The organism is Bacteroides ilei, from assembly GCF_900128495.1.
GTDB classification, from domain to species: domain Bacteria; phylum Bacteroidota; class Bacteroidia; order Bacteroidales; family Bacteroidaceae; genus Phocaeicola; species Phocaeicola ilei.
In genome coordinates this window covers 1-20070 of record NZ_LT635803.1, presented here as the reverse complement: position 1 = coordinate 20070, position 20070 = coordinate 1, and the positions used below count along the sequence as shown (strand labels likewise).

20 protein-coding genes and 1 rRNA gene are annotated in these 20070 nt (G+C 45.4%); 6 read left to right on the top strand and 15 right to left on the bottom strand.

Features of this window, described 5'->3' with window-relative positions:
- The first annotated feature begins 82 nt into the window (after positions 1-82).
- From BQ7489_RS16620 to tnpC, 5 genes are all read left to right on the top strand, one after another.
- Positions 83-382, top strand: coding sequence for a glutaredoxin-related protein (locus BQ7489_RS16620; RefSeq protein WP_072532286.1), 300 nt, complete (start codon positions 83-85; stop codon positions 380-382).
- 18 nt (positions 383-400) lie between these two features.
- Positions 401-1030, top strand: a complete 630-nt coding sequence (locus tag BQ7489_RS16615; protein WP_072532285.1) for a YqiA/YcfP family alpha/beta fold hydrolase — start codon at positions 401-403, stop codon at positions 1028-1030.
- Positions 1031-1240: 210 nt separating this feature from the next.
- On the top strand, positions 1241-1609 hold the full coding sequence (locus BQ7489_RS16610; RefSeq protein WP_204352735.1) for a hypothetical protein: 369 nt from the start codon (positions 1241-1243) through the stop codon (positions 1607-1609).
- Between the two features lies 1 nt (position 1610).
- Positions 1611-1955 (top strand): IS66 family insertion sequence element accessory protein TnpB, encoded by a 345-nt coding sequence (gene tnpB, locus BQ7489_RS16605; RefSeq protein ID WP_072529583.1) that lies wholly within the window; start codon positions 1611-1613, stop codon positions 1953-1955.
- Positions 1956-2042: 87 nt separating this feature from the next.
- Positions 2043-3821, top strand: coding sequence for an IS66 family transposase (tnpC, locus tag BQ7489_RS16600; RefSeq protein ID WP_072529584.1), 1779 nt, complete (start codon positions 2043-2045; stop codon positions 3819-3821).
- Positions 3822-3848: 27 nt separating this feature from the next.
- Here tnpC and BQ7489_RS16595 read toward each other — a convergent pair whose 3' ends face one another.
- The 5 genes from BQ7489_RS16595 to BQ7489_RS16580 form a co-directional block, all read right to left on the bottom strand.
- On the bottom strand, positions 3849-4469 hold the full coding sequence (locus BQ7489_RS16595) for a flavodoxin (protein ID WP_072532284.1): 621 nt from the start codon (positions 4467-4469) through the stop codon (positions 3849-3851).
- A gap of 21 nt (positions 4470-4490) precedes the next feature.
- Positions 4491-5642, bottom strand: coding sequence for a carboxymuconolactone decarboxylase family protein (locus BQ7489_RS16590; RefSeq protein ID WP_072532283.1), 1152 nt, complete (start codon positions 5640-5642; stop codon positions 4491-4493).
- 18 nt (positions 5643-5660) lie between these two features.
- On the bottom strand, positions 5661-5861 hold the full coding sequence (locus BQ7489_RS17610; RefSeq protein ID WP_162617835.1) for a hypothetical protein: 201 nt from the start codon (positions 5859-5861) through the stop codon (positions 5661-5663).
- A 157-nt stretch (positions 5862-6018) separates the two neighbouring features.
- On the bottom strand, positions 6019-7026 hold the full coding sequence (locus tag BQ7489_RS16585) for an aldo/keto reductase (RefSeq protein WP_072532282.1): 1008 nt from the start codon (positions 7024-7026) through the stop codon (positions 6019-6021).
- Entirely contained in the window at positions 7023-7223 is a 201-nt protein-coding gene (locus BQ7489_RS16580) for a hypothetical protein (protein ID WP_072532281.1), read from the bottom strand. Before BQ7489_RS16580 ends, BQ7489_RS16585 begins: the two co-directional genes overlap by 4 nt.
- A gap of 373 nt (positions 7224-7596) precedes the next feature.
- On the opposite strand from BQ7489_RS16580, the gene BQ7489_RS16575 reads away from it, so the two are divergent.
- Positions 7597-8496: a helix-turn-helix domain-containing protein gene (locus BQ7489_RS16575; RefSeq protein WP_072532280.1), complete on the top strand. Its 900-nt coding sequence runs from the start codon at positions 7597-7599 to the stop codon at positions 8494-8496.
- Here the strand turns inward: BQ7489_RS16575 and BQ7489_RS16570 are convergent.
- From BQ7489_RS16570 to rrf, 10 genes are all read right to left on the bottom strand, one after another.
- Positions 8459-9493, bottom strand: coding sequence for an amidohydrolase family protein (locus BQ7489_RS16570; RefSeq protein WP_072532279.1), 1035 nt, complete (start codon positions 9491-9493; stop codon positions 8459-8461). The genes BQ7489_RS16575 and BQ7489_RS16570 overlap by 38 nt on opposite strands.
- Before the next feature lie 146 nt (positions 9494-9639).
- A complete protein-coding gene (locus BQ7489_RS16565; protein ID WP_072532346.1) occupies positions 9640-10203 on the bottom strand; it encodes a DapH/DapD/GlmU-related protein in 564 nt (187 codons plus the stop codon).
- Between the two features lie 160 nt (positions 10204-10363).
- Positions 10364-11035, bottom strand: coding sequence for a flavodoxin (locus tag BQ7489_RS16560; RefSeq protein ID WP_083580739.1), 672 nt, complete (start codon positions 11033-11035; stop codon positions 10364-10366).
- Positions 11036-11214: 179 nt separating this feature from the next.
- A complete protein-coding gene (locus BQ7489_RS16555; protein WP_317042558.1) occupies positions 11215-11835 on the bottom strand; it encodes a dehydroquinate synthase/iron-containing alcohol dehydrogenase family protein in 621 nt (206 codons plus the stop codon).
- Between the two features lie 224 nt (positions 11836-12059).
- Positions 12060-12983, bottom strand: a complete 924-nt coding sequence (locus BQ7489_RS16550) for a hypothetical protein (RefSeq protein ID WP_072532277.1) — start codon at positions 12981-12983, stop codon at positions 12060-12062.
- A 114-nt stretch (positions 12984-13097) separates the two neighbouring features.
- Positions 13098-15653, bottom strand: coding sequence for an AAA family ATPase (locus tag BQ7489_RS16545; protein ID WP_072532276.1), 2556 nt, complete (start codon positions 15651-15653; stop codon positions 13098-13100).
- Positions 15654-16078: 425 nt separating this feature from the next.
- Positions 16079-16639, bottom strand: a complete 561-nt coding sequence (locus BQ7489_RS16540) for a flavin reductase family protein (protein WP_072532275.1) — start codon at positions 16637-16639, stop codon at positions 16079-16081.
- A 47-nt stretch (positions 16640-16686) separates the two neighbouring features.
- Positions 16687-17727: an alcohol dehydrogenase gene (locus BQ7489_RS16535; protein ID WP_072532274.1), complete on the bottom strand. Its 1041-nt coding sequence runs from the start codon at positions 17725-17727 to the stop codon at positions 16687-16689.
- A gap of 5 nt (positions 17728-17732) precedes the next feature.
- On the bottom strand, positions 17733-19859 hold the full coding sequence (gene recD2 / locus BQ7489_RS16530; RefSeq protein WP_072532273.1) for an SF1B family DNA helicase RecD2: 2127 nt from the start codon (positions 19857-19859) through the stop codon (positions 17733-17735).
- A gap of 106 nt (positions 19860-19965) precedes the next feature.
- A 5S ribosomal RNA gene (gene rrf / locus BQ7489_RS16525) occupies positions 19966-20070 on the bottom strand; the annotation flags it as partial.

Sequence of the window (20070 nt, the reverse complement as noted above, 5' to 3'; positions counted from 1 at the left end):
TATCATTTTTTCTATCTACCACAATTTCTGTTTTTAGTATATTTTTTAGTAACTTCGCATATTAACCAACCACAAAAAGAGTATGATTAAGATTTATGGAATGAATACCTGCCCCGACTGTACTTACGTCGAAGATCAGGTAAAAGGAAACAGCCGTTATGAAATCATTGATATCGGACAGCATGTAAGAAATCTCAAGACCTTCCTGAAACTTCGTGACCGCAACCCAGTCTTTGATGAAGCAAAAAAATACGGAGCAATAGGCATCCCCTGTTTCGTACTGGAAGACGGTACAGTAACACTTACACCCGAAGATGCCGGATTACGTTCACGACCTCTTTCTGAAGGCAGTACATGTAACATTGACGGAAGCGGCTGCTGATTCCTTAAGTTCTCAAACATGACACCGAAAATTCTCTTCCTCCATGGTTTCTTTGCTTCGGGCGCCTGTATTCCCGCCCAGGCATTGAAAAAATATTTCGAAGGTAAAGCACATGTCCTTACCCCAGACCTGCCATTACATCCGCATGAAGCACTGGCATTTATCGATACGCTATGCAAACAGGAAAAGCCGGATATACTGGTAGGCAACAGTAACGGCTCTTTTCTGGCACAGATGATAGCATGCCAAAACAGGCTGCCGGCCCTGTTGGGAAACCCATATTTCGAAATGACCCGATTCCTAAACGAACGCGTCGGTACCCACGAATATAAGTCGCTTAGGGCCGATGGGAACCAGACTCTTGTCATAGACCAAGCTCTGATTGACGAATTCACCGAAATACAGAAGCGTCAATGGGAATATTGCCGACCTGAGTGTCGTGAGCTGATATGGGGGATCTTTGGAGAGAACGACCATCTGGCCCATTACGAGCCTCTTTTTCTGGAACACTACACACATGCCTTCCATTTTCCCGGAGGTCATACACCCACGGCAGAGGAAGTTCAGAAATATTACGCACCGCTGATAGAAAAACTATTGGAACTGAATCGTCTCATTTCAACGGCCGAACAATGCTCCCGTTTATAATGAACCGAGCAATGCCCCAAGAACAGTACCCTGCCACTGAAAAGCAGCAAGACAATCAATACAATAAAGATTATCTCTTGAGTCCCTATTCCAAACGTCATTCTTATATTTTATAATTGCTTCATTACGTCGTAACCATACTATTTTCCGCCTTGACGCACATTATTCACAAACCTACCTTTGCGCCATAACCAAATAACAACAATGATTATGGCGAAAGAAAAAGTAAACTATCAGGAGGTATATGACCTCTATCAGTTATGCAGCGAGACCAAGGATCTTCGGGAGTTCTGTGCTGATTATGGAGTAAACTACGACAAGTTCATGAACTGGCAGCGTCATCAACTGTGGAGCGAGAAGTTAGGCAAGACTGTTCATGTAGAACAACCTAAGGTTGCCAAAGTCCAGATAACCGGCAAGCCTTGCAACAGTCCAACTGTAAAGTTGGAAGTGAAACAGCCTGAAGGTGAATCTCCGATTAAGTGGGTAAAACTGCAATTGACATCCGGAGCGACACTGTTTCTGAGAAACACCACAGTTCTTGATTTGAGTCTGTTGCTTAATAAAATGATAGGATGATATGCTTGGACTGAGTGCTAACCTGAACTATTACCTGTTCAACGGTAATGTGGATTTGCGGAAAGGAATCTTCCGTCTGTGTGAGAGTATAAGGGAAGATATGTCACTTGACCCGAGTGATGCATCCAATGTATATATGTTCATGTCCCGTAACCGCAAGGTCGTGAAGATACTTCATTACGAACGTGGTTTTTATGTGCTTTACGAGAAACGTCCTATCATGGGGAGATTCAAGAAACCGGTGTTTGATGAGGTCTCCAAATGCTACCGGATACAATGGTCGGACATGGCCTATCTTACGGAGAGTATTGTAGTCGACAAGATGTATGTCAGTCCTAAAGAGTAATATTAATGCATTGATTATCAATAAAATAATGCAAAAATAATTGATAAAAAGTTTGCGTAACTGCTTGATTTTTCGTACCTTTATATCATGATTGATGAAAGAGCATACGAGTTACTTTGCTGCCAGCTGGGTCTGGCGAATGAAGAAAAGGCAGGGCTCCGCAAACAGAATAAAGAACTGATTGCGAGGCTTGAGTCTATTGAAAAATCCAACAGGGAGAACTCAAAGGCTCTGATTGATACAATCAATGATCTCAAAGATTCCCTCGAAAAGCAATCAACCACGGTTGAACATTACAGGAAAGAAATAGAACTTATGAGAAAGCAGCTTGAGGCAAAAGACGAGGTGAACATGATGCTGGCAAATGAGATATCCAATCTCAGGCTTCAGCTTGAGGATAGCAGGAAACATCGTTTCGGCCGTACCTCCGAGCAAAGAAGGCTGCTGAACAACCGTAACATTGACAAGTCTGCGATGGAGAAGTCCGAGTATGACGGCTCTGATAAGAAAGATGATAATAATAAGGCAGATGGTAACGGTACTGGCAGCAATACCTCTTCCGGTAACGTACCTGCACAGAACTGCAGGCCTTCAAGGAAAAAGGAAACAGCTCCCCGTGCAGAAAAGACCAGGCTGAAGGTGGATAAGGTAGTTGTTCATGAAATAGAAGACTATTATCAGCTTCCTGAAGGTGCAAGGTTTATGAACCGCAACGGTATGCCTGATGTGTGGGAATACAGGGTTGTAGAACATGTAAGGGCTCATAACGTGGAGCATGTGTACAAGGTGGCAAGGGTAAAGCTTGCAGACGGCACTTTCACAAGCACCATGGAGCATCCCTTGAAAAACCTTGGAGGAATCTTCTCCCCTGATTTGCTTGCCCGTCTGCTTTGTCTGAAATATGACTTCAGCATGCCTGAAAATAGACAGATAAGGCTGCTTGCAAGAGAAGGTATCCATATAAGCAACACCACGCTGAACAGCTATATCCATAACGGAATCGCCAAACTAAAGGAATTTATCGGAGATGCATTCAAGGAGTTTGTACAGAGGGCAAAATACCTTATGGTTGATGAGACTACCGAACTCGTTGGAGTTGAAACACCGGAAGGTAAGGCTTACAGGAGAAAGTACTTATGGGCTTTCTTTGCAAAGCATATAAAGATGGTCTATTATCACTATAACAACGGCAGCAGGTCTTCCGATACGGCAAAGTCGTTCCTGGAATATTTTATGGGAACCATATCCACTGACGGATATACGGTTTACAGGATGTTTGACGGAGAAGCCTCAAAGGTGCTTCACATAGGATGCTGGACGCACTGCAGGAGGTTGTGGGTTGATGCCTTGCCTTCAGACAGAACTGCGATGGATATAATAGACCCTATCGGTGATATGTTCAGAAATGAAGACTTGTTCCGCACAATGAAACTCAGCGGTGAGCAGATTAAGGAAAAAAGACTTAAACTTACAGGACCGATTCTTGAACGTATCCATCATAAGGTGGTCATGATGATGCAGGATACCAAACTCATGGCAAACGAACTGATGAGAAAGGCTGTGAACTATACGTTAAACCAGTGGAAATCCCTGAAAAATATCCTCAAGGACGGTGCAGCGGAAATATCGAACAACCTCTGTGAGCAAAGGATGAAACCTGTAAAGCTGCTGCTCAAAAACTGTATGAATATCGGCAGTGAGGATGCGGCAGAAAACTCGGCATTCATCTTCTCGCTGATAGAAAGCTGTAAGTTGAACGATATAGACCCTCAAGATTACCTGAAGCACTTGTTTGAATGTATTCTTCATGGTAAGGTCTGCGACAAGAAGACTCTTCTGCCATGTTTTTATAAACCGGAATGTTAAAACAAAAATATTTTCTCGCGGACATTTTTATTTTATCGGCTGAAAAACAGCCGATAAAATTGTCGTGGCGGGAAATAGTATGCTTACCATTACGTCGTTAGTCCAATTCTGGATACTATTCCGGCTACTACCGTTCAACAATTTACCGTCCTGCCATTTCAAGTTCGGATATGTATTCTTTAATTCTTTTACGCTATTATTTATTCCGCTTCCTCCAGATGTAGCAAAAGGGATGAGCATTTTATTTTTCAGGTCATGGCTCTCAATGAATGTATTGACTATTCGCGGAGCCCGATCCCACCAGATAGGATAGCCAATGAAAACCACATCATAATCACCGACATCTATATTTGTTTCCTTTACTTCCGGACGTACCTGAGGATTGTTCATTTCCACCGAACTCCGCGACTGTCTGTCGTTCCAATCCAGGTCATCGGACGTATAGGGTTGCTGTGGCACAATTTCATACAAGGCACCGTCAGTAACATCCGCTATCATCCTGGCTACCCGGGCTGTTGTACCGGTAGCAGAAAAATATACAACCAATGATTTATGTTCGTTTTGCATACGATTTTCTCCTTTGTTTTGTGCGCAGGCAGCAAGACTCATGGTCATTACTGCCGCTAATGTCATAATAATTTTGTTCATAAATATATTATTCTAATCATGTCATTTGATTTTCAATCCCGGTATCAGTGGCTTCACGTCCACAAGTTCCAATTCCTTCACCATTGAAAGTGTACCCTGTTTATACTTCTGGAAATGCGGTGTTTTCAGATGACTCTCGTAGGCAGCACGGTCGGCATAGATTTCAAGGATAGTTATTTTATAGGGCATCTCCTTCTCAGCAGTGGCATAGAGTGTCAATACACCCGACTCCGACCGCATCGAGGCTTCAATCTCCTCTTTCAGGAAAGCATTGTAGGCATCCAACCGGGTCGGATCAACGGTAATCTTTGACAGGCGCACCAGGTTATTTTCGGCAGAAACCGGCTTGGTATATTCTTCCTTAATAATGCGCAATGCTTTGATGGCAGCCGGAAAACCGATATAAGGTAAGCACTGGATGACAGCAGCAGTCAATGTTTCAGGCGTATTGCCCACATTGATATTTCCGTGATAGTGCGAACGGAGCTGGCTTTCAGCTTCCAAGGTAGCTAACACACAGTATCCAAGCAATTCTCGTGTCTGTAAATCGATTGCGCCTCGGCTATATATCTCACCAAAGAAATAATCCGTAAGGAATTGTGCCACATTCCGTCCCATTTCATTGGGCAATCCTTCCATCACCGAAGCGATACCACCGGGATAAAGCTTGTCCTGAATGGCTTTGCCTGTTGCATGACGTGTTTCCTCCGTCACCGTACCTTGCTTTTCCAACGGCAGGGAGATACCCCGCTCTTTAAACACTTCATTCACCGTGGCCACGGCATTCAACATTTTAGGAAAACCTATGAAAGGTGCAGTGAGATACATCACTTCACGCAGCTCTTCAGAGGTTACTCCCACATTGAGTGCCGCTCCCGCATGAGCCTTCAGCTGAGGGAGCGTCTGCATGGTAGCAAGGGTGATACAGGTAATCATCTCGCGTTGTTTCAAGGTAAGGTTACCCGTTTGGAACACTTCACCGAAGATAAACTTCTGCAGAATGTCCATCATTTCCGGATCAGTACCATGCCCGGTCAAGGCTTCACCGCCAAATAACGTGTGATAATTCTGCTTGCATACTTCTACCCTATTCATACTGTTGTTTACTGTCTGTGCCATCATGGACAGGCTACCTGCCAACACGAGGGCAATTATACTTATTACTTTTCTCATATTTCAATAATCAAAAGGTTATAGACTCTTGCCTAACTGATAGGCTTGCTGAGGATAGACTGTATGCTGGACACTGCCTGCCGTCCAGACTCCCGATGCCACCACTTCACCCACGCTTGTCCATCCGAAATAATCCATCAGCATATGGTAATGCACCAACATCGGTTCTGCTTCTTTCTTGGAGGTGTCGGCGTAGCAAATACACCATATCCGCCTCAATCAGGCGAGGCCGGAGTTCCTGAAAGTCATCGTTAAAGATGCAAGGTCCGTTCATGCCACAACTATTGCAGGCTCGGCACGGCTCTACCTGCTTGAAAGCACAGTCGAAACAGATGTATTTCTTCAAAAATTCACGCCGTTCCGTACATACTAAGGATTAAAGTCCGGTCATCTTCTCCTGATCTTCAGGATAACGTTCACCGACAATCTCTATGCTGTCCAAATGCCGACGGATGTCTGCCAATTCTTCAGGTGTAAACTCTATTTCTGCCCCACCGATGTTTTCCTGTATACGTTCAATACGTTTCGTTCCAGGAATAGGAACTATCCATGGCTTCTGCGCCAACAACCAGCCAATGGCGATACGTGCAAGAGTCGTTTCTTTCATTTTCGCCAAATCTTCCATATATTCCACCAATTCCATGTTATGTTTCAGATTCTCATCTTGAAAACGAGGAATGGAGGAACGGAAATCAGCCTTGTCAAACGTAGTATTCTTATTGAAACGCCCGGTCAGCATAGCTTTACCCAGCGGACTGAACGGTACGAAACCGATACCAAGTTCTTCCAACGTAGGCAACAATTCCACTTCAGGTTTCCTATACCATAGGGAATACTCGCTCTGCACGGCAGTCAGCGGACAGACGGCATGGGCACGGCGTACCGTAGAGGAAGCGGCTTCCGACAATCCCCAATACAAAACCTTACCTTCTTTTATCAGTTCACCTACAGTTTCAGCTACCGTTTCGATAGGCACATTCGGATCAACCCGATGCTGGTAATAAAGATCAATATGATCCGTGCGCAAGCGGCGCAAAGAACCTTCCACAGCTTTGCGGATAGTTTCGGGGCGACTGGACAGACTAATGGGACGTGCAGATGTATTCAAATCCGGTGTCTCGGACAGGTCATAACCAAACTTGGTAGCGATGATGACCTTGTTGCGAACGGGCTGCAATGCCTCCCCTACAATGTCCTCATTCTTACCATAGCTATACACTTCAGCTGTATCAAAAAAAGTTACGCCCAAATCCACTGCCTTGCGTATTGTTTCTATCGCATCCTTACGGTCGGGATAGGGCGGATAGCTTTGCGTAAAGCCCATACAGCCCAACCCTACTGCAGATACTTGCAGTCCGCCTTTTCCTAATGTTCTTGTTTTCATTGTAGCTCCTCCTTTCTGTATTCTCTACCGGAACTGGTACATTTGCCGATGGTTTCGTCAATGACAGGTGTTCCGGCTTCACCTGTGCGACCCATATAATCGACCCGTTCCAGCATAATCTGATTGTGCACGATAATTTCTACGTGAGCTACGAGCAGCCCATTTACTTTTCTGTTCACTCCCGTATCTACGGCCACTGCAAGTAATTGCTTTGGACAATCCTTTCAGGATTTCTATTTCATTTGGCTCTAAAGATATGGCCGTTTCCGCCGGAACATCAACTTCGGCGGAAACTTCGCCGAAAAGGAAACTATGTAAAAGTTGTTGTGGTGTGACATGATGACGCTCTGCTATGAAACACACGGCCTCATCCCCACACAACAATTCAGAAAAATCTGTCTGCTGTTTCATCCTAATTTCTATTTTTATCTGATACAAAATTACATAGGATAATGCAAGGATTCTGTAACCATAAGTTGGTAAACTGTACCATTTTTACAGAATTTACAATCTAAGTAAAATATTATCAATTAAACAATTTATTTTTGTACGGATATGAATGAGAAAAATATGAGCAAAATATTAAAAGTAAAGAATGTAAATGACTACGGAAGTTATCTTGGATGCGAAGTGAGACATCCGTTGGTCTGCATAGTAGACTACGCCAAGGTGTCCCCCATACGTCACAGCCTGAACAATTATAACGTATACGGACTATTTCTCAGAGACGATGCGGATGTAGACTTGGATTATGGATGTGGTAAGTATGACTACAACAAGGGCACGCTGCTGTGCGTAGCTCCCGGACAGGTAGGAGGCAAGGAAGACAACGGCGAACGTGTATCAATTACAGGTTGGGCCTTACTTTTCCACCCAGACCTGCTACACGGCTTTCCTCTTGAAAGACGCATCAGAGAGTATTCCTTTTTCGACTACCGTGTCAATGAAGCCCTGCACATGACGGATGAAGAGCATGACATGCTTGTCTCTCTCATGTGCCAGATACAAGACGAACTATGCAAGAAAACGGACGAACTCCAGAATGCCATTCTTGTAGGTTACATCGAACTGATGCTCAACTTCTGCCAACGGTTTTACAATCGTCAGTTCTTGACCCGTAAGATTGAGAACTCTGACATTCTCGTCCGCTTCAACCATCTGCTTCATGATTATTTTGAAGACAAGCTACAGCTTACTCTCGGCCTACCTACCGTACAATATTGTGCTGACAAGTTGTGCCTGTCACCCAATTATTTCGGCGATGTCATCAAGAAGACCACTGGCGACACGGCCAGCAATCACATCCGTCGGTTCGTCATCCAGCTTGCCAAAAACGGGCTGGCTACCGGAGAAAACGTATCACAGGTATCTGACAGGCTCGGCTTTGAATATCCTCAACACTTCAGCCGCATGTTCAAGAAACAGGAGGGTATTACTCCGTCGGAATACTGCCAGAAACTACATTCTTGACAAACAGGCTTTCTGCATTCTTCCACAGAATCAGGTCGGCATATCCGGCAAGTTCATCGTCCGAAGCGAGTGTCTGTTTCAGCCTTTGCAGGTTGGCTTTGAGTACGGCGTCTGGCAGATAAGGATAGTCTGAACCGTAAAAAATGTGATCAGGCGTGGTAATAGTGAGCAACGAACGCAAGACTTCTATGGTCGGACTACCCGCCAGATCGAAGTAGAGGTGTGAGAGGTTACCATCCCAATCTATCGGCTGCATATAACCCTGACCGACCATGGCCGGGAGAATGGATTTCATGCGAGGTAAAGCCAACGGAAGGAACGCCCCGCAATGAGGTACGACCACTTTCAGATTTGGATAACGCACCAATACATTTCGCGCCAACATATTCACCACGGCACGGGTAGTCTCCGCCGGATATTCGTACATCGCCAGCGGTACAGTGGTTATGATTTTCTCCGGATAAGGTGTAGGGCGGTGCGGATGGATGATAATGACAGCGTGACGTTCGTTCAGGACCTCCATCAGCGGATCTAATGCTTCATCTCCCAAATACTGTCCACGACTATTCGTTGCCAGTTTCACGCCATCCGCTCCTAGTGTGTCAAGTGCATACACTGCTTCCCGTATGGCGGCATCCACATCGGGCAACGGCAATGCGGCACAGAACTTGAACCTTTTCGGGTATCGCTGTTTTATTTCAGCAGAAACCTCGTTCACTCTGCGGATACATTCAGCACTTTCCTCTACATCGTCATAATACGGTTGTGGGGCAGGCATAGTCAGCACAGCAGTACGGATACCGGCATTGTCCATGAAAGCAATGTGACGCTGTACATTCCACTCAGGCAGCGGAAACGTCTCTTCCAATTCCGCCCCATGAGCCTTCAGTACTTCCATGTATTCAGGAATGATGATGTGGGTATGGACATCCACCGTCTGTGCAGATGCCGTGGCAAATGTCACACATAATACTCCTGTAAAAAGAAATTTATTCATATCTGTCTATTTTTCTCAGTTACGGTCGAATTACCCCCAAGCCTAATACCGAAACCTCAAAAAGGCAGCCCCAATCAATGTCACCGCCTTCAGAAATCCCCTGCAACTGATATTTCTTTGTTTGTTGTCTTCCATATCCTTTCTTCTTAGCGTTTTATTTCCTTGATTACTTTCGCAGGATTGCCACCTACTACCGTCATAGGCGGGACATCGTGTGTCACTACACTATTTGCCCCGACAATGGCACCATAACCAATAGTCACACCGGGCAGGATGGTAGAATTGATGCCTACCCATACTTTGTCTTCAATAACAATGGGGCGTCCGTAAGTTGCACTGCGATTGTCAGGATTGGGGTCATGATTGATAGTGATAAGATTCACTTTCGGGGCGATGAACACATCATTACCCAACGTGATGCCACCCCGGTCAAAGAAAGTGCATCCCTGCTGTATCCAGCAACCTTTCCCTATGCGGATGTTCTTTCCGTAATCTACATAAAACGGAGGTAACAGCGTGACCGACGGATCAATCTTACGGCCTGTAATTCGAGAGAGGTAATCACGTACTGCTTCGGGCGTATGCCAGCCGGTGTTCAACTCGTTCGCCAACTTCATGGTATCCCAGATTGCATCGATTAATTTGTCATATCCCGGTTCGCTGGGAGAAACCATTTCTCCCGACAAGTCTTTCTTGAAAATATCTTCCATATTATTATTTTGTATCAAAAAATCTCTTATATCAACGGTTGTATTCTTCATCGCTCACTTTATCCAGCCAAACCACATGGGTACTTTCAGAGTGCTCTGACATGGAAATAAAAGCAACTACAATTGATAGTTTCATCATATTCATATCAATCTTATTTTATTAATTTAATCCCAACTCTTCCAACCATGCCGATATGCGGGTATCCATACTCCCTAAAGAACTGGATGTAAGCAACAAAGATTCTTCAAATATGATATCGGAAACAAGCGAAGCAGCATCTCTCTCAGAAGTACCTATACCACTGCTTCCGCTACTGGCAAAAAGAGCTATATGTTTCCCGGCCAATAAATCGGAATGATTGTGCAAGAATGTCTGCATCGGGGTAGCCATATGTCCGAACCATATCGGATAGCCGATAAATACGATGTCATAATCGTCAAAACTTTCTACAGATGTAGTAATGGCCGGATAATTACCTTGTGCGATGGCATCCAATTCCGCCTGCGCACGGTCGAGCATCGTATTGTAGTCTTCTTCGTAAGGCGTTTCTGGCTCTACCGCTATCATATCGCAATCCAATATAGATTGAATAGTCCGTGCCATCCGTTCCGTATTGCCTGTACGAGAGCAGTAGAGAATAAGGTAGTTGCCGTTTGCTCCATCCACATTACCTCCTTCTATCTCTCCTTCATTTCCGTCTTCTCCATCATTCCCGTTTCCTTCAGGAGTTGTCTGTTCCTGTCCGTCAGGCAATGGTTCTTCTTCGCTGCACGCTGTTGTCATTATAAGTGCCGTCAACAGCATCAATGGAATTAAAAATAACTTTTTCATATTCTTTTCTACTTTTTATTGATTCTTTCAATGTTGTAAAAATACAACAATACAAATCGATGCCGGGTAGATATATTCCCTGTTTTTATACCAAATTCACTGAAAATGAACCTACAAAAAAGGACAGTACCCTCATAACCGATAAATACTGTCCTTAAAATTTTCTGATAAAGAACCTGCTATTTATAGGATTCCCTATAGACGTTCACAATGTCTGCATCCGTCATCTGTACACGGTCACTGGTAAACATCACACCCATCACCTCTCGGGTGTTGCGCATCAGTGTCTCAAACTCGTTCGGAGTAATACCATAATCAGACATCTTGAGATCGGCTACACCGCAAGCTTCCTGCAGACGGGTGAGGGCGTTAAGAAAATCTTCAGGCTTCGTAGCTTCGGGCATTCCCATTGCCTGTGCCATGCGGACGAAACGGTCGTCACAAGCATGGTGATCAATGAAGTATTTGTAGTATGCCTTACTGATCATAATCAGACCTGCCCCGTGAGGTAATGCCGGGTGATAGGCGGAAAGCGCATGTTCCAGGGCGTGTTCGCTGGTAATGAGCGTAAGACACATAACTACGCCAGAGAGAGTATTTCCCCAGGCCACATGGGTGCGGGCTTCCATATCCTTACCGTCTTTCACGGCACGCGGCAGGTATTCCGCCAGGTTTTCGATAGCTGTCAGGGCATACATGTCGCTCATCAGGTTTGCACCTTTAGCAATGTAACCTTCCGTACTATGGAACAGGGCATCGAAACCTTGATACGCCGTGAAGGTGGATGGTACACTTGCCATCAGTTTCGGATCGACAATAGAGAGAACGGGAAACAGTTAGTAATGACACCCGAATTGTCTGTTTCGGAACCTGTACCTGCTGTAGTGGTAAAGTTTATTTCTAAGAAAATCAAAGAGTTGCTTTTATTTAGCCTAACTATATTCAAAGTATACAATCAGCAAATAAAAGCAACTCTTATTGCAAAACGACAAAGAATTATTGTATTTTCTACCTACCCATCGGCTCAATGACAGCTTTCCAATCCAAGCACCTCTCTCACAAAATAGACACCGGCATACTCTGCGGCAAAACCTTCATCCCATTTACCGTTATATTCCACTCGGAGAGTTGCATCAACCGGCTTACCGTTCTTCATACCTCGGGTAAGTCTGTCGTACTGACTGTCCAACAATCCGGTCTTGTCTATAATCCAGAACTCCTCATCACTTCCTTCCGGCACAAAAGAAAAGAATTCATGCCCGATACGTAAAACGCCATGCAACGTGTAAAGTATGTCGGACGATAAGGGAGTACCGTTATCCGATTTATCCGTAAGTGTAATGCTCCCTGCATCAAACAATGGAGATTCCTTACCTATCTCTACAAAGACAGCCTTATCCGGATGACTGTCATAGACTTCAAAATACCTGCTTCCGACATTACCGGATCCCCAACCGTTACAAGTCTCCGATACGGGTCCCCTCCGCATCAGACTATCAATCTTTTTAGCATACTCGCCGTCGGGAACCAGCATGTACCGACGCACACCGGTACGTCCCGATTCTACTTCCCTGAACCTGCAGGTCTGATTTTTATCCCATCCTCCGGAATCTTCGAGCAAACCGATTACATCATTAATATCCTGATTCTTCAAAGAGAAAACCTGTATTACCCTATGCGGTACCGCATCTCCTTTCCTGACCATAACAATACCCGGTAAGGAAGGATCCACCAACAACCGGATCTCCTCACTCCGTTGAGCCATGAGCCGGAGGCCCGATCCTGAAAGTTCCGTCCACTCAAATCCCTCAAAGGCCGGCTGCAACGGCATCTTCTGCTCCAATTGTACAGAGTCTGTTTTATGCACATCTCCAGCCAGATTCTTCTTTCCTGTTCCGGTACAGGCACATAAGCCCGATACCGACAATAATAACCAATAATGTTTCATTCTTCTCGTTCTTCATATTCCGCAAATATAGCATCAAAAGCCACATAAAAAAGAAAAAGGAACCTAATTTATCAGAAAAACAGGTTCCTTGGTACTGGACAGAAATCCGTATGTTCAGGCTACAAACCCGATCCGTTTCCTTGAAGTCATGACCGGGACCGACTGTGGCCGCATTTTCAGGTAAGATTCCCTTACATCCTGCGCTTCAATAGTCTGGTACAGTTCCCGGTTTTCTACCCTGAAAGGTAAAGACATCACACGGTCCGACATGGCAGAGATTACTCCATCCAGTACATACTGCTCCACCCACCGTGCATTATGAAAAAATTCATCCTTATGGACCACTGCATCCTGTATGGTAGACCGCAGTAAGTCATCTGCCTCCGGCGACAACACATAATCGGCACGTGCCAACAGACTACAGGCAATACGGTATAACTCATCCGCATTATAGTCATCAAAACGGAATCTATACGGGAAACGTCCCTTCATACCCGGATTCAATTCCAGCATCCGGTCCATCTCCTTTTCATATCCTGCCATGATGACAATCATATCCGGATTCTTCTTCGTAAGCACAGTCAGCAGGCACTCCAGCACACGGCATCCGTAATCCTTACGGTCGCCTTCGTTGTTGTCGCATAAACTATAGGCTTCATCAATGAAAAGGACATTCCCTTCTGCCCTCTCCAGCAATTCTTTCATTTTCAGTTCGGTATCACCTATATAACGCCCTATCATACTGGAACGTTCGGCCTCTATCACCTCCCCTTTGGAAAGCAGCCCCATAGAATGAAATACACGTCCTATCAGTTTGGCTACCGTAGTCTTTCCTGTTCCCGGATTACCGGTAAATATCATATGATATCCCCCCTTCTCCTGAACCGGAAGTCCCAGCAACCTACGCCTTTCCTCAAAACGGGTACGGTTAAAAACAGTGACGAGGCTCTTCTTCAGTTCTGTGAGTCCTACCATGGCATTCAGCTCTGTCAGGCTGGAAGTGAACGCACCGGCATCAAGATCCGTTATATCCAGCCGGATATCTTCTCCCTCTAAAGTTGTAAAGAAAGACTGACTTGCAGCCCAATACCGTGAATACAAGACCCGCCTGCGGAAACCGGGTATGACAATGTTTTCTATCCAAGCGGCGATTTCCAGATTTCCCCAGGTCTTTATTTCTTCCCTTTTTCCGGTAAGTAAGGAAAGTAAAGTCTCCCGTGCATGATCCGAAAATACCAGATCTACATCCTCTATCTGCCTCTTGAATTCATACACCTGTTCCTGCCAGGTGTAAGGCTGTATCTTCCACCGGTTTTCCACCGGTATGTAGGCCGCCAGTACAGACGACTGCATGAACAGCCGGTCCAGTTCCTCGGAAGTTCCGTATAACACCAGACGGAAACCGGAATCCTCCTGCAACTTCCTTTCCACTTCAGAAAGCAGACCGGCTCCTTCAGGAGTAAAAAGGAACGACAAATGATGCAGGCAGACTGTCTGCTCTTCAATGCAATCCAGATATCCGTCCCCTTCTTCTACGCCATACAGCAAAGTACCGCAATGACAACTGTCGAAAGGAGCTCCGGATGTCAGTACAGACACAACCGGCCATATCCGCTCATACAGATAAGGCAATCCGGTACCGATTGCACAATGAGGTGAACGTTCCTGTTTGTTCCGACAGAACATATCCAATATGCCGGCTGCTATGGCCGAATATCCTCCTGTTCCAGCCAGCTTGTCCCAATAAGGATCCGACAAGGTCCTTTGGACCATCATATAAAGACGAGTGTTACGTTCCAATACCTTACACGCAATGCCATCCGTCACTTCACCGTGCTTCCACCCGAAACCAAACGAAGCGAAAGGCTCATCATTATGTAACAACACAAAAGTATAGCTTCCGTCCAGCCACCATTCCCCTGAATCTATCCTCATCTTTATCTCATCCAGACTGTCGGATTCATACGGAACGCATCGCTGGGCAACCATTACCCTTCCTGTCCCGTTATAGACACACACTCCGAAACAGTCTCTCCCGGCACTTACCGGCCGGTCCATCTGTACGGTCAGCAGCCTGTCGGATGAAAAGGATACAGACTTCAACTCCGGATGTTCCAGCCTGCTCCCATGAGGTAGGATACAGAAAAAGAAACGGTGGCAGTTACCGATGGTATCGAAACGGGTATCCCCTTCATCAATCACTTCGGCATTCGATATCAGAAGAAAATAGTTCCCCGGATCCAAGGGCAGATACCCGTCATTCCACAGAACGCACCGGCACGTGTCACAATCCATTGTAACGACCGAGACCGGTTCTTTGCATCCTTCCCTGTAAAGCGCCGTCACTACCTTCCGGTTCTTCCGATGCGGATTTTTCTGATAAAGACTGTCAAATTCCAGTTCAAGGGTATAGCAGTCGGCCGATTCCGGTTCAACCAATACATTCCCTTCCGAATCAGATTCAATCTCATTCCAGTTATAAGAAAGCTTTAATGAAATAAAATAATATTGAGGGTTACGGACACCCACAGGTACATGATAGACAATACCGTTCGAGGCATATTCTCTGAATTTCAGGGATCCGGTAACTTCTCCCCGAACATTTCCAGAATTATCAGATAAGGATGATTCTATCCAATCACCCAGTAAATTTTCATAATCATTTTTCATAGTTTCATGAGTTTTAATATCAGACAAAATAAAAATTGAAAAAACAAAACTAGCCCGACAAGAACTTGCCAAGCTATTATACTCCGGCCCCATCAATTCACCACACACACGTTATGATGAACCGCCGGACGGGTGTCCAACAAACAAAGAACACACGTACAAATGCATGCAACATACCCTATACGCCAGGATACATCACATCATACATTTCATTACGTCTGTTCTCCAATTTGAACTCATAAAACCATTTTTGTCATATTCGACAGGGGCAAATGTAAAAACGTTTCCGATAATATCCAACTTTCAGACTGAAATTTTATTCAAAATATATCCAATAACATATTTTGAGGAGATAAAAAACAAAGACATACCTGAAATTCAGTCTTGAAAATTCAGGTATGTCTTTCCCTGCCGATAAGATAAGATCATTTCAATACCTTACCGTCCGAAAACGCATTGCCCACCTTCTCCCCTACAACCAGGTATTCGTGATTTACCGGATCAAACGTAATGGGTCTGAGTTTGGAAGGACAGATTTTTCCGTCTTCATCCAGAATGTCTTCAGACGCAGAAACATTGACTATACGTCCTACCATATGGTTAGTCTCCTTATCATATGAAACAAGTTCACATTCAAGGGTCATAGGAAGTTCTTCAATCACCGGAGCATTGACAAACTCCGATCTGACAGCATGAAATCCGGCTTTCGAGAATTTGTCCGCTTCCTTATTGCCAGATACTATACCTACATAATCACAGGCTACAACAGTATCAGCCGTACCCATGCTTACTGTAAACGCCCCGGTTGCAAGGATATTCCGGGTAGTTTTATGTCCCTCAGCCAGACAAATTCCTACCATATCGTCGGTGTATACACCTCCCCAGGCTGCATTCATGACATTAGGATTTCCGTTTTCATCATAAGCAGCAACAATAAATACCGGCATCGGATATAACCAGGTCTTGACTCCAAAATTTTTTCTCATATTCTTCTGTTTTTATTTAGTGATGTCTTTATTTAACATGATGAACTTCATTTTTTCCCTTCGATGGCAATCTTGATCACTCCATCCATACGGTTCTCGAAAATACGGTACGCCTCTTCTATCTCATCCAAAGGGAAACGATGAGTAATCAGCGGGGTAGTATCGATCTTACCTTCAGATATCAGACGTAGAATTTCCGCGCAGTCACATCCGTCCACTCCCCCTGTCTTGAAAGTCAGATTCTTACCGTACATATCGGGTAGAGGAAGAATCTGAGGACGGTCGTACAGAGCCACTATGGTAACTACTGCATTCGGACGGGCACAGTCCCATGCCATACGGAATGTCTCTTCCGTACCGGCCACCTCAAGCACAACATCGGCCCCACCATGTTCACTGTACTCCAGAACTGTCCTTTTACAGTTCTCCGGTTCTGTCACGTAAACGTCGGGGTAATGTTCATGTACGAAATTCCGTCGTTCCACCGATTTCTCGCATACGATAATCTGCTTCGGATGCTTCAACATAACACAAAGCAGCGTACAGATACCGGTAGGCCCCGCACCGATAATCAATACTGTATCATCGGGAGTGATTTCCGAAATACGCGCTGCCCAGAAACCCGTAGCCAGAATATCTCCTACAAACAGCGCCTGTTCGTCGGTTACATTGTCTGGGATAGGATTCAGCCCGCAGTCAGCATACGGCACCCGTACATACTCGGCCTGACCACCGTCAATACGACAACCCAAGGCCCATCCGCCATTCTTGTCCGTACAATTGTTGACATAACCGTGACGGCAGAAAAAACATTCTCCACAAAAGGTCTCTACATTCACTGTAACCCGGTCGCCCGGTTTTACATTTCTGACTTCTGTACCTACCTGCTCCACGATTCCCACCATTTCATGTCCGACTGTAATGCCTGGAACAGCACGAGGTACACTCCCATGCTTGATATGCAGGTCACTGGTACAGATACTTCCAAGTGTAACCCGCACAATGGCGTCGCGGGAATCCAGCAGTCCCGGTTCCGGTTTTTCTACCAAACGGAAATTTCCTTTCTCAATGTAAGTGTATGCTAACATAGTATTCAATTTATATTCAGACGTTCCTTCAGACGAGTATTCCGCTTCAGTACCGTCATGTTACGGATGGCATAAGCCAACGCTTTCGGAGAACCGATAAGGATACAGATCTTCTTGGCACGTGTAATTCCTGTATAAATAAGGTTGCGCTGGAGCATCACATAATGGGTCATCAGTACAGGTATGATTACAACCGGATATTCCGACCCCTGCGACTTATGAATAGTTGTAGCATATGCAAGCGACAACTCATCGAGTTCAGACACATCATATTCCACTGACTTCCCGTCAAAATCGGCCAGTAACATACGGTCTTCCAGGTCTACCTTGCTAACATAACCCAGATCTCCGTTAAACACATCCTTGTCATAATTATTCCGGATCTGCATAACCCGGTCGCCCTCGCGGAAAAAGAAACCACCTCTGTTCAGTCCGGCCTTACCCGGATTCACGGCATCCTGCAAAGCGATATTAAGACCGGTAGCCCCTACAACTCCCCGTTGCATAGGTGTAAGTACCTGAATTTTCCCCGCATCTATCCGATAAGCTTTCGGCAGCCGGTTTCTGACCAGGTCAACGATAGTGTCTGCCACCATCACAGGATCTTCTTGCTTCATGAAAAAAAAGTCTGTGCCTTTTCCGTTACTGGTATCGGGATAGAGTCCCCGATTGACGGCATGTGCACTCATGACAATACGGCTGGACTGCGCCTGACGGAAAATCCGCGTAAGCTTCACAACCGGAATCCTTTCCGATTCAATGATATCACGTAACACATTCCCGGCTCCCACACTCGGAAGCTGGTCTACATCCCCCACCAATACCAGACGCATACGGTCGGGGACCGCCTTAAGCAGGTTATACATCAAAATGATATCAATCATGGAACATTCGTCTATTATCAACACATCGCCATCCAGAGGATTCTCTTCATTACGCTTATAACCGTCGGACGGATTAAACTCAAGCAACCGATGTATCGTCTTCGCTTCCATCCCGGTAGCCTCACTCATCCGTTTGGCCGCCCTACCGGTAGGAGCAGCAAGCAAGATACGCAGGCCCGCTGTCTGCAAGGCTGCAATGATCCCTTGCGTTGTAGTAGTCTTTCCTGTACCCGGACCACCTGTAAGCACCATTACTTTCGAGGTTGCGGCCTTTTTGATGGCAGCGGCCTGTATATCATCATATTCTACCCCTGTTTTCCGTGAAATTTCAGAAAGATCGGTACGGATCTGGAACAATGTATTTCCAGACGTATCCGATAAAGCAAGCAGACGGGCTGCCGTGCCACATTCGGAATAATAGAAAGGAGGCAGATAAATGGCATCTTCATCCAGAATGACATCCTTACCCCCAATCATATCGTCCAAAGCCCGGCAGATGTATTCTTCATCGGCCCCCAACAATTCACCTGCAGTCTGCACCAACTGCTCTCTCACAGCATAGACATGCCCTTCATCGGCAAGCCGGTTCAACGTATAAAGAATCCCGCTCCGGCATCGACGGATATCATTCTTTTCATATCCCATCTTACCGGCTATGGTATCGGCTGTCTTGAATCCGATTCCCCAGATATCATCGGCCAGACGAAATGGATTCTCCTTGACTTTATCAATACTATCCTTACCATATTGACGGAAAATCTTTGCAGCAAAGGCAGTACTTATTCCATATCCCTGCAGAAACAACATGACATTCTTTATTTCTTTCTGTTTCTCCCAGCTTTCACGTATCTTTTCTACCCGTTTTTTCCCTATCCCGGGTACCTCATACAGCCTTTCTATATCGGTTTCAATGACATCAACCGTATCCAAGCCGAACTTGCCGACTATCAGCTTCGCATAAGCCGGTCCGATCCCTTTCACCAGCCCGCTACCCAAATACTTTTCAATTCCGTAAAGGGTAGCAGGAAGCACTTCTTCCCAGGCCTCGGCAACAAACTGACTACCGTATTTCTTGTCGACCTTCCAGTTACCTTCGCAAAGCAGCACACTTCCTACCGGTATATCCAGAAGATTCCCGACCAACGTAACCAAATCTTTATATCCCTTTACGTTGACTTTCAGAACAGAATACCCGTTTTCCGGATTCTGGTAAGTGACACGTTCAACCACACAGCGGATCTTGACCATAAAAAATAAATTAATGTCTATTGCAAAGTTAACAATCCCATCGGATTTCCCAGAATATCGGGCATAAAAAAAGCCCCGAAGTCGGACTGACCTCGGGGCCTTGATAAGACGGCGACTACCTACTCTCCCACTTTTACGCAGTACCATCGGCGTGACGAAGCTTAACTTCTCTGTTCGGAATGGGAAGAGGTGGAACCTTCGTGCCATAGTC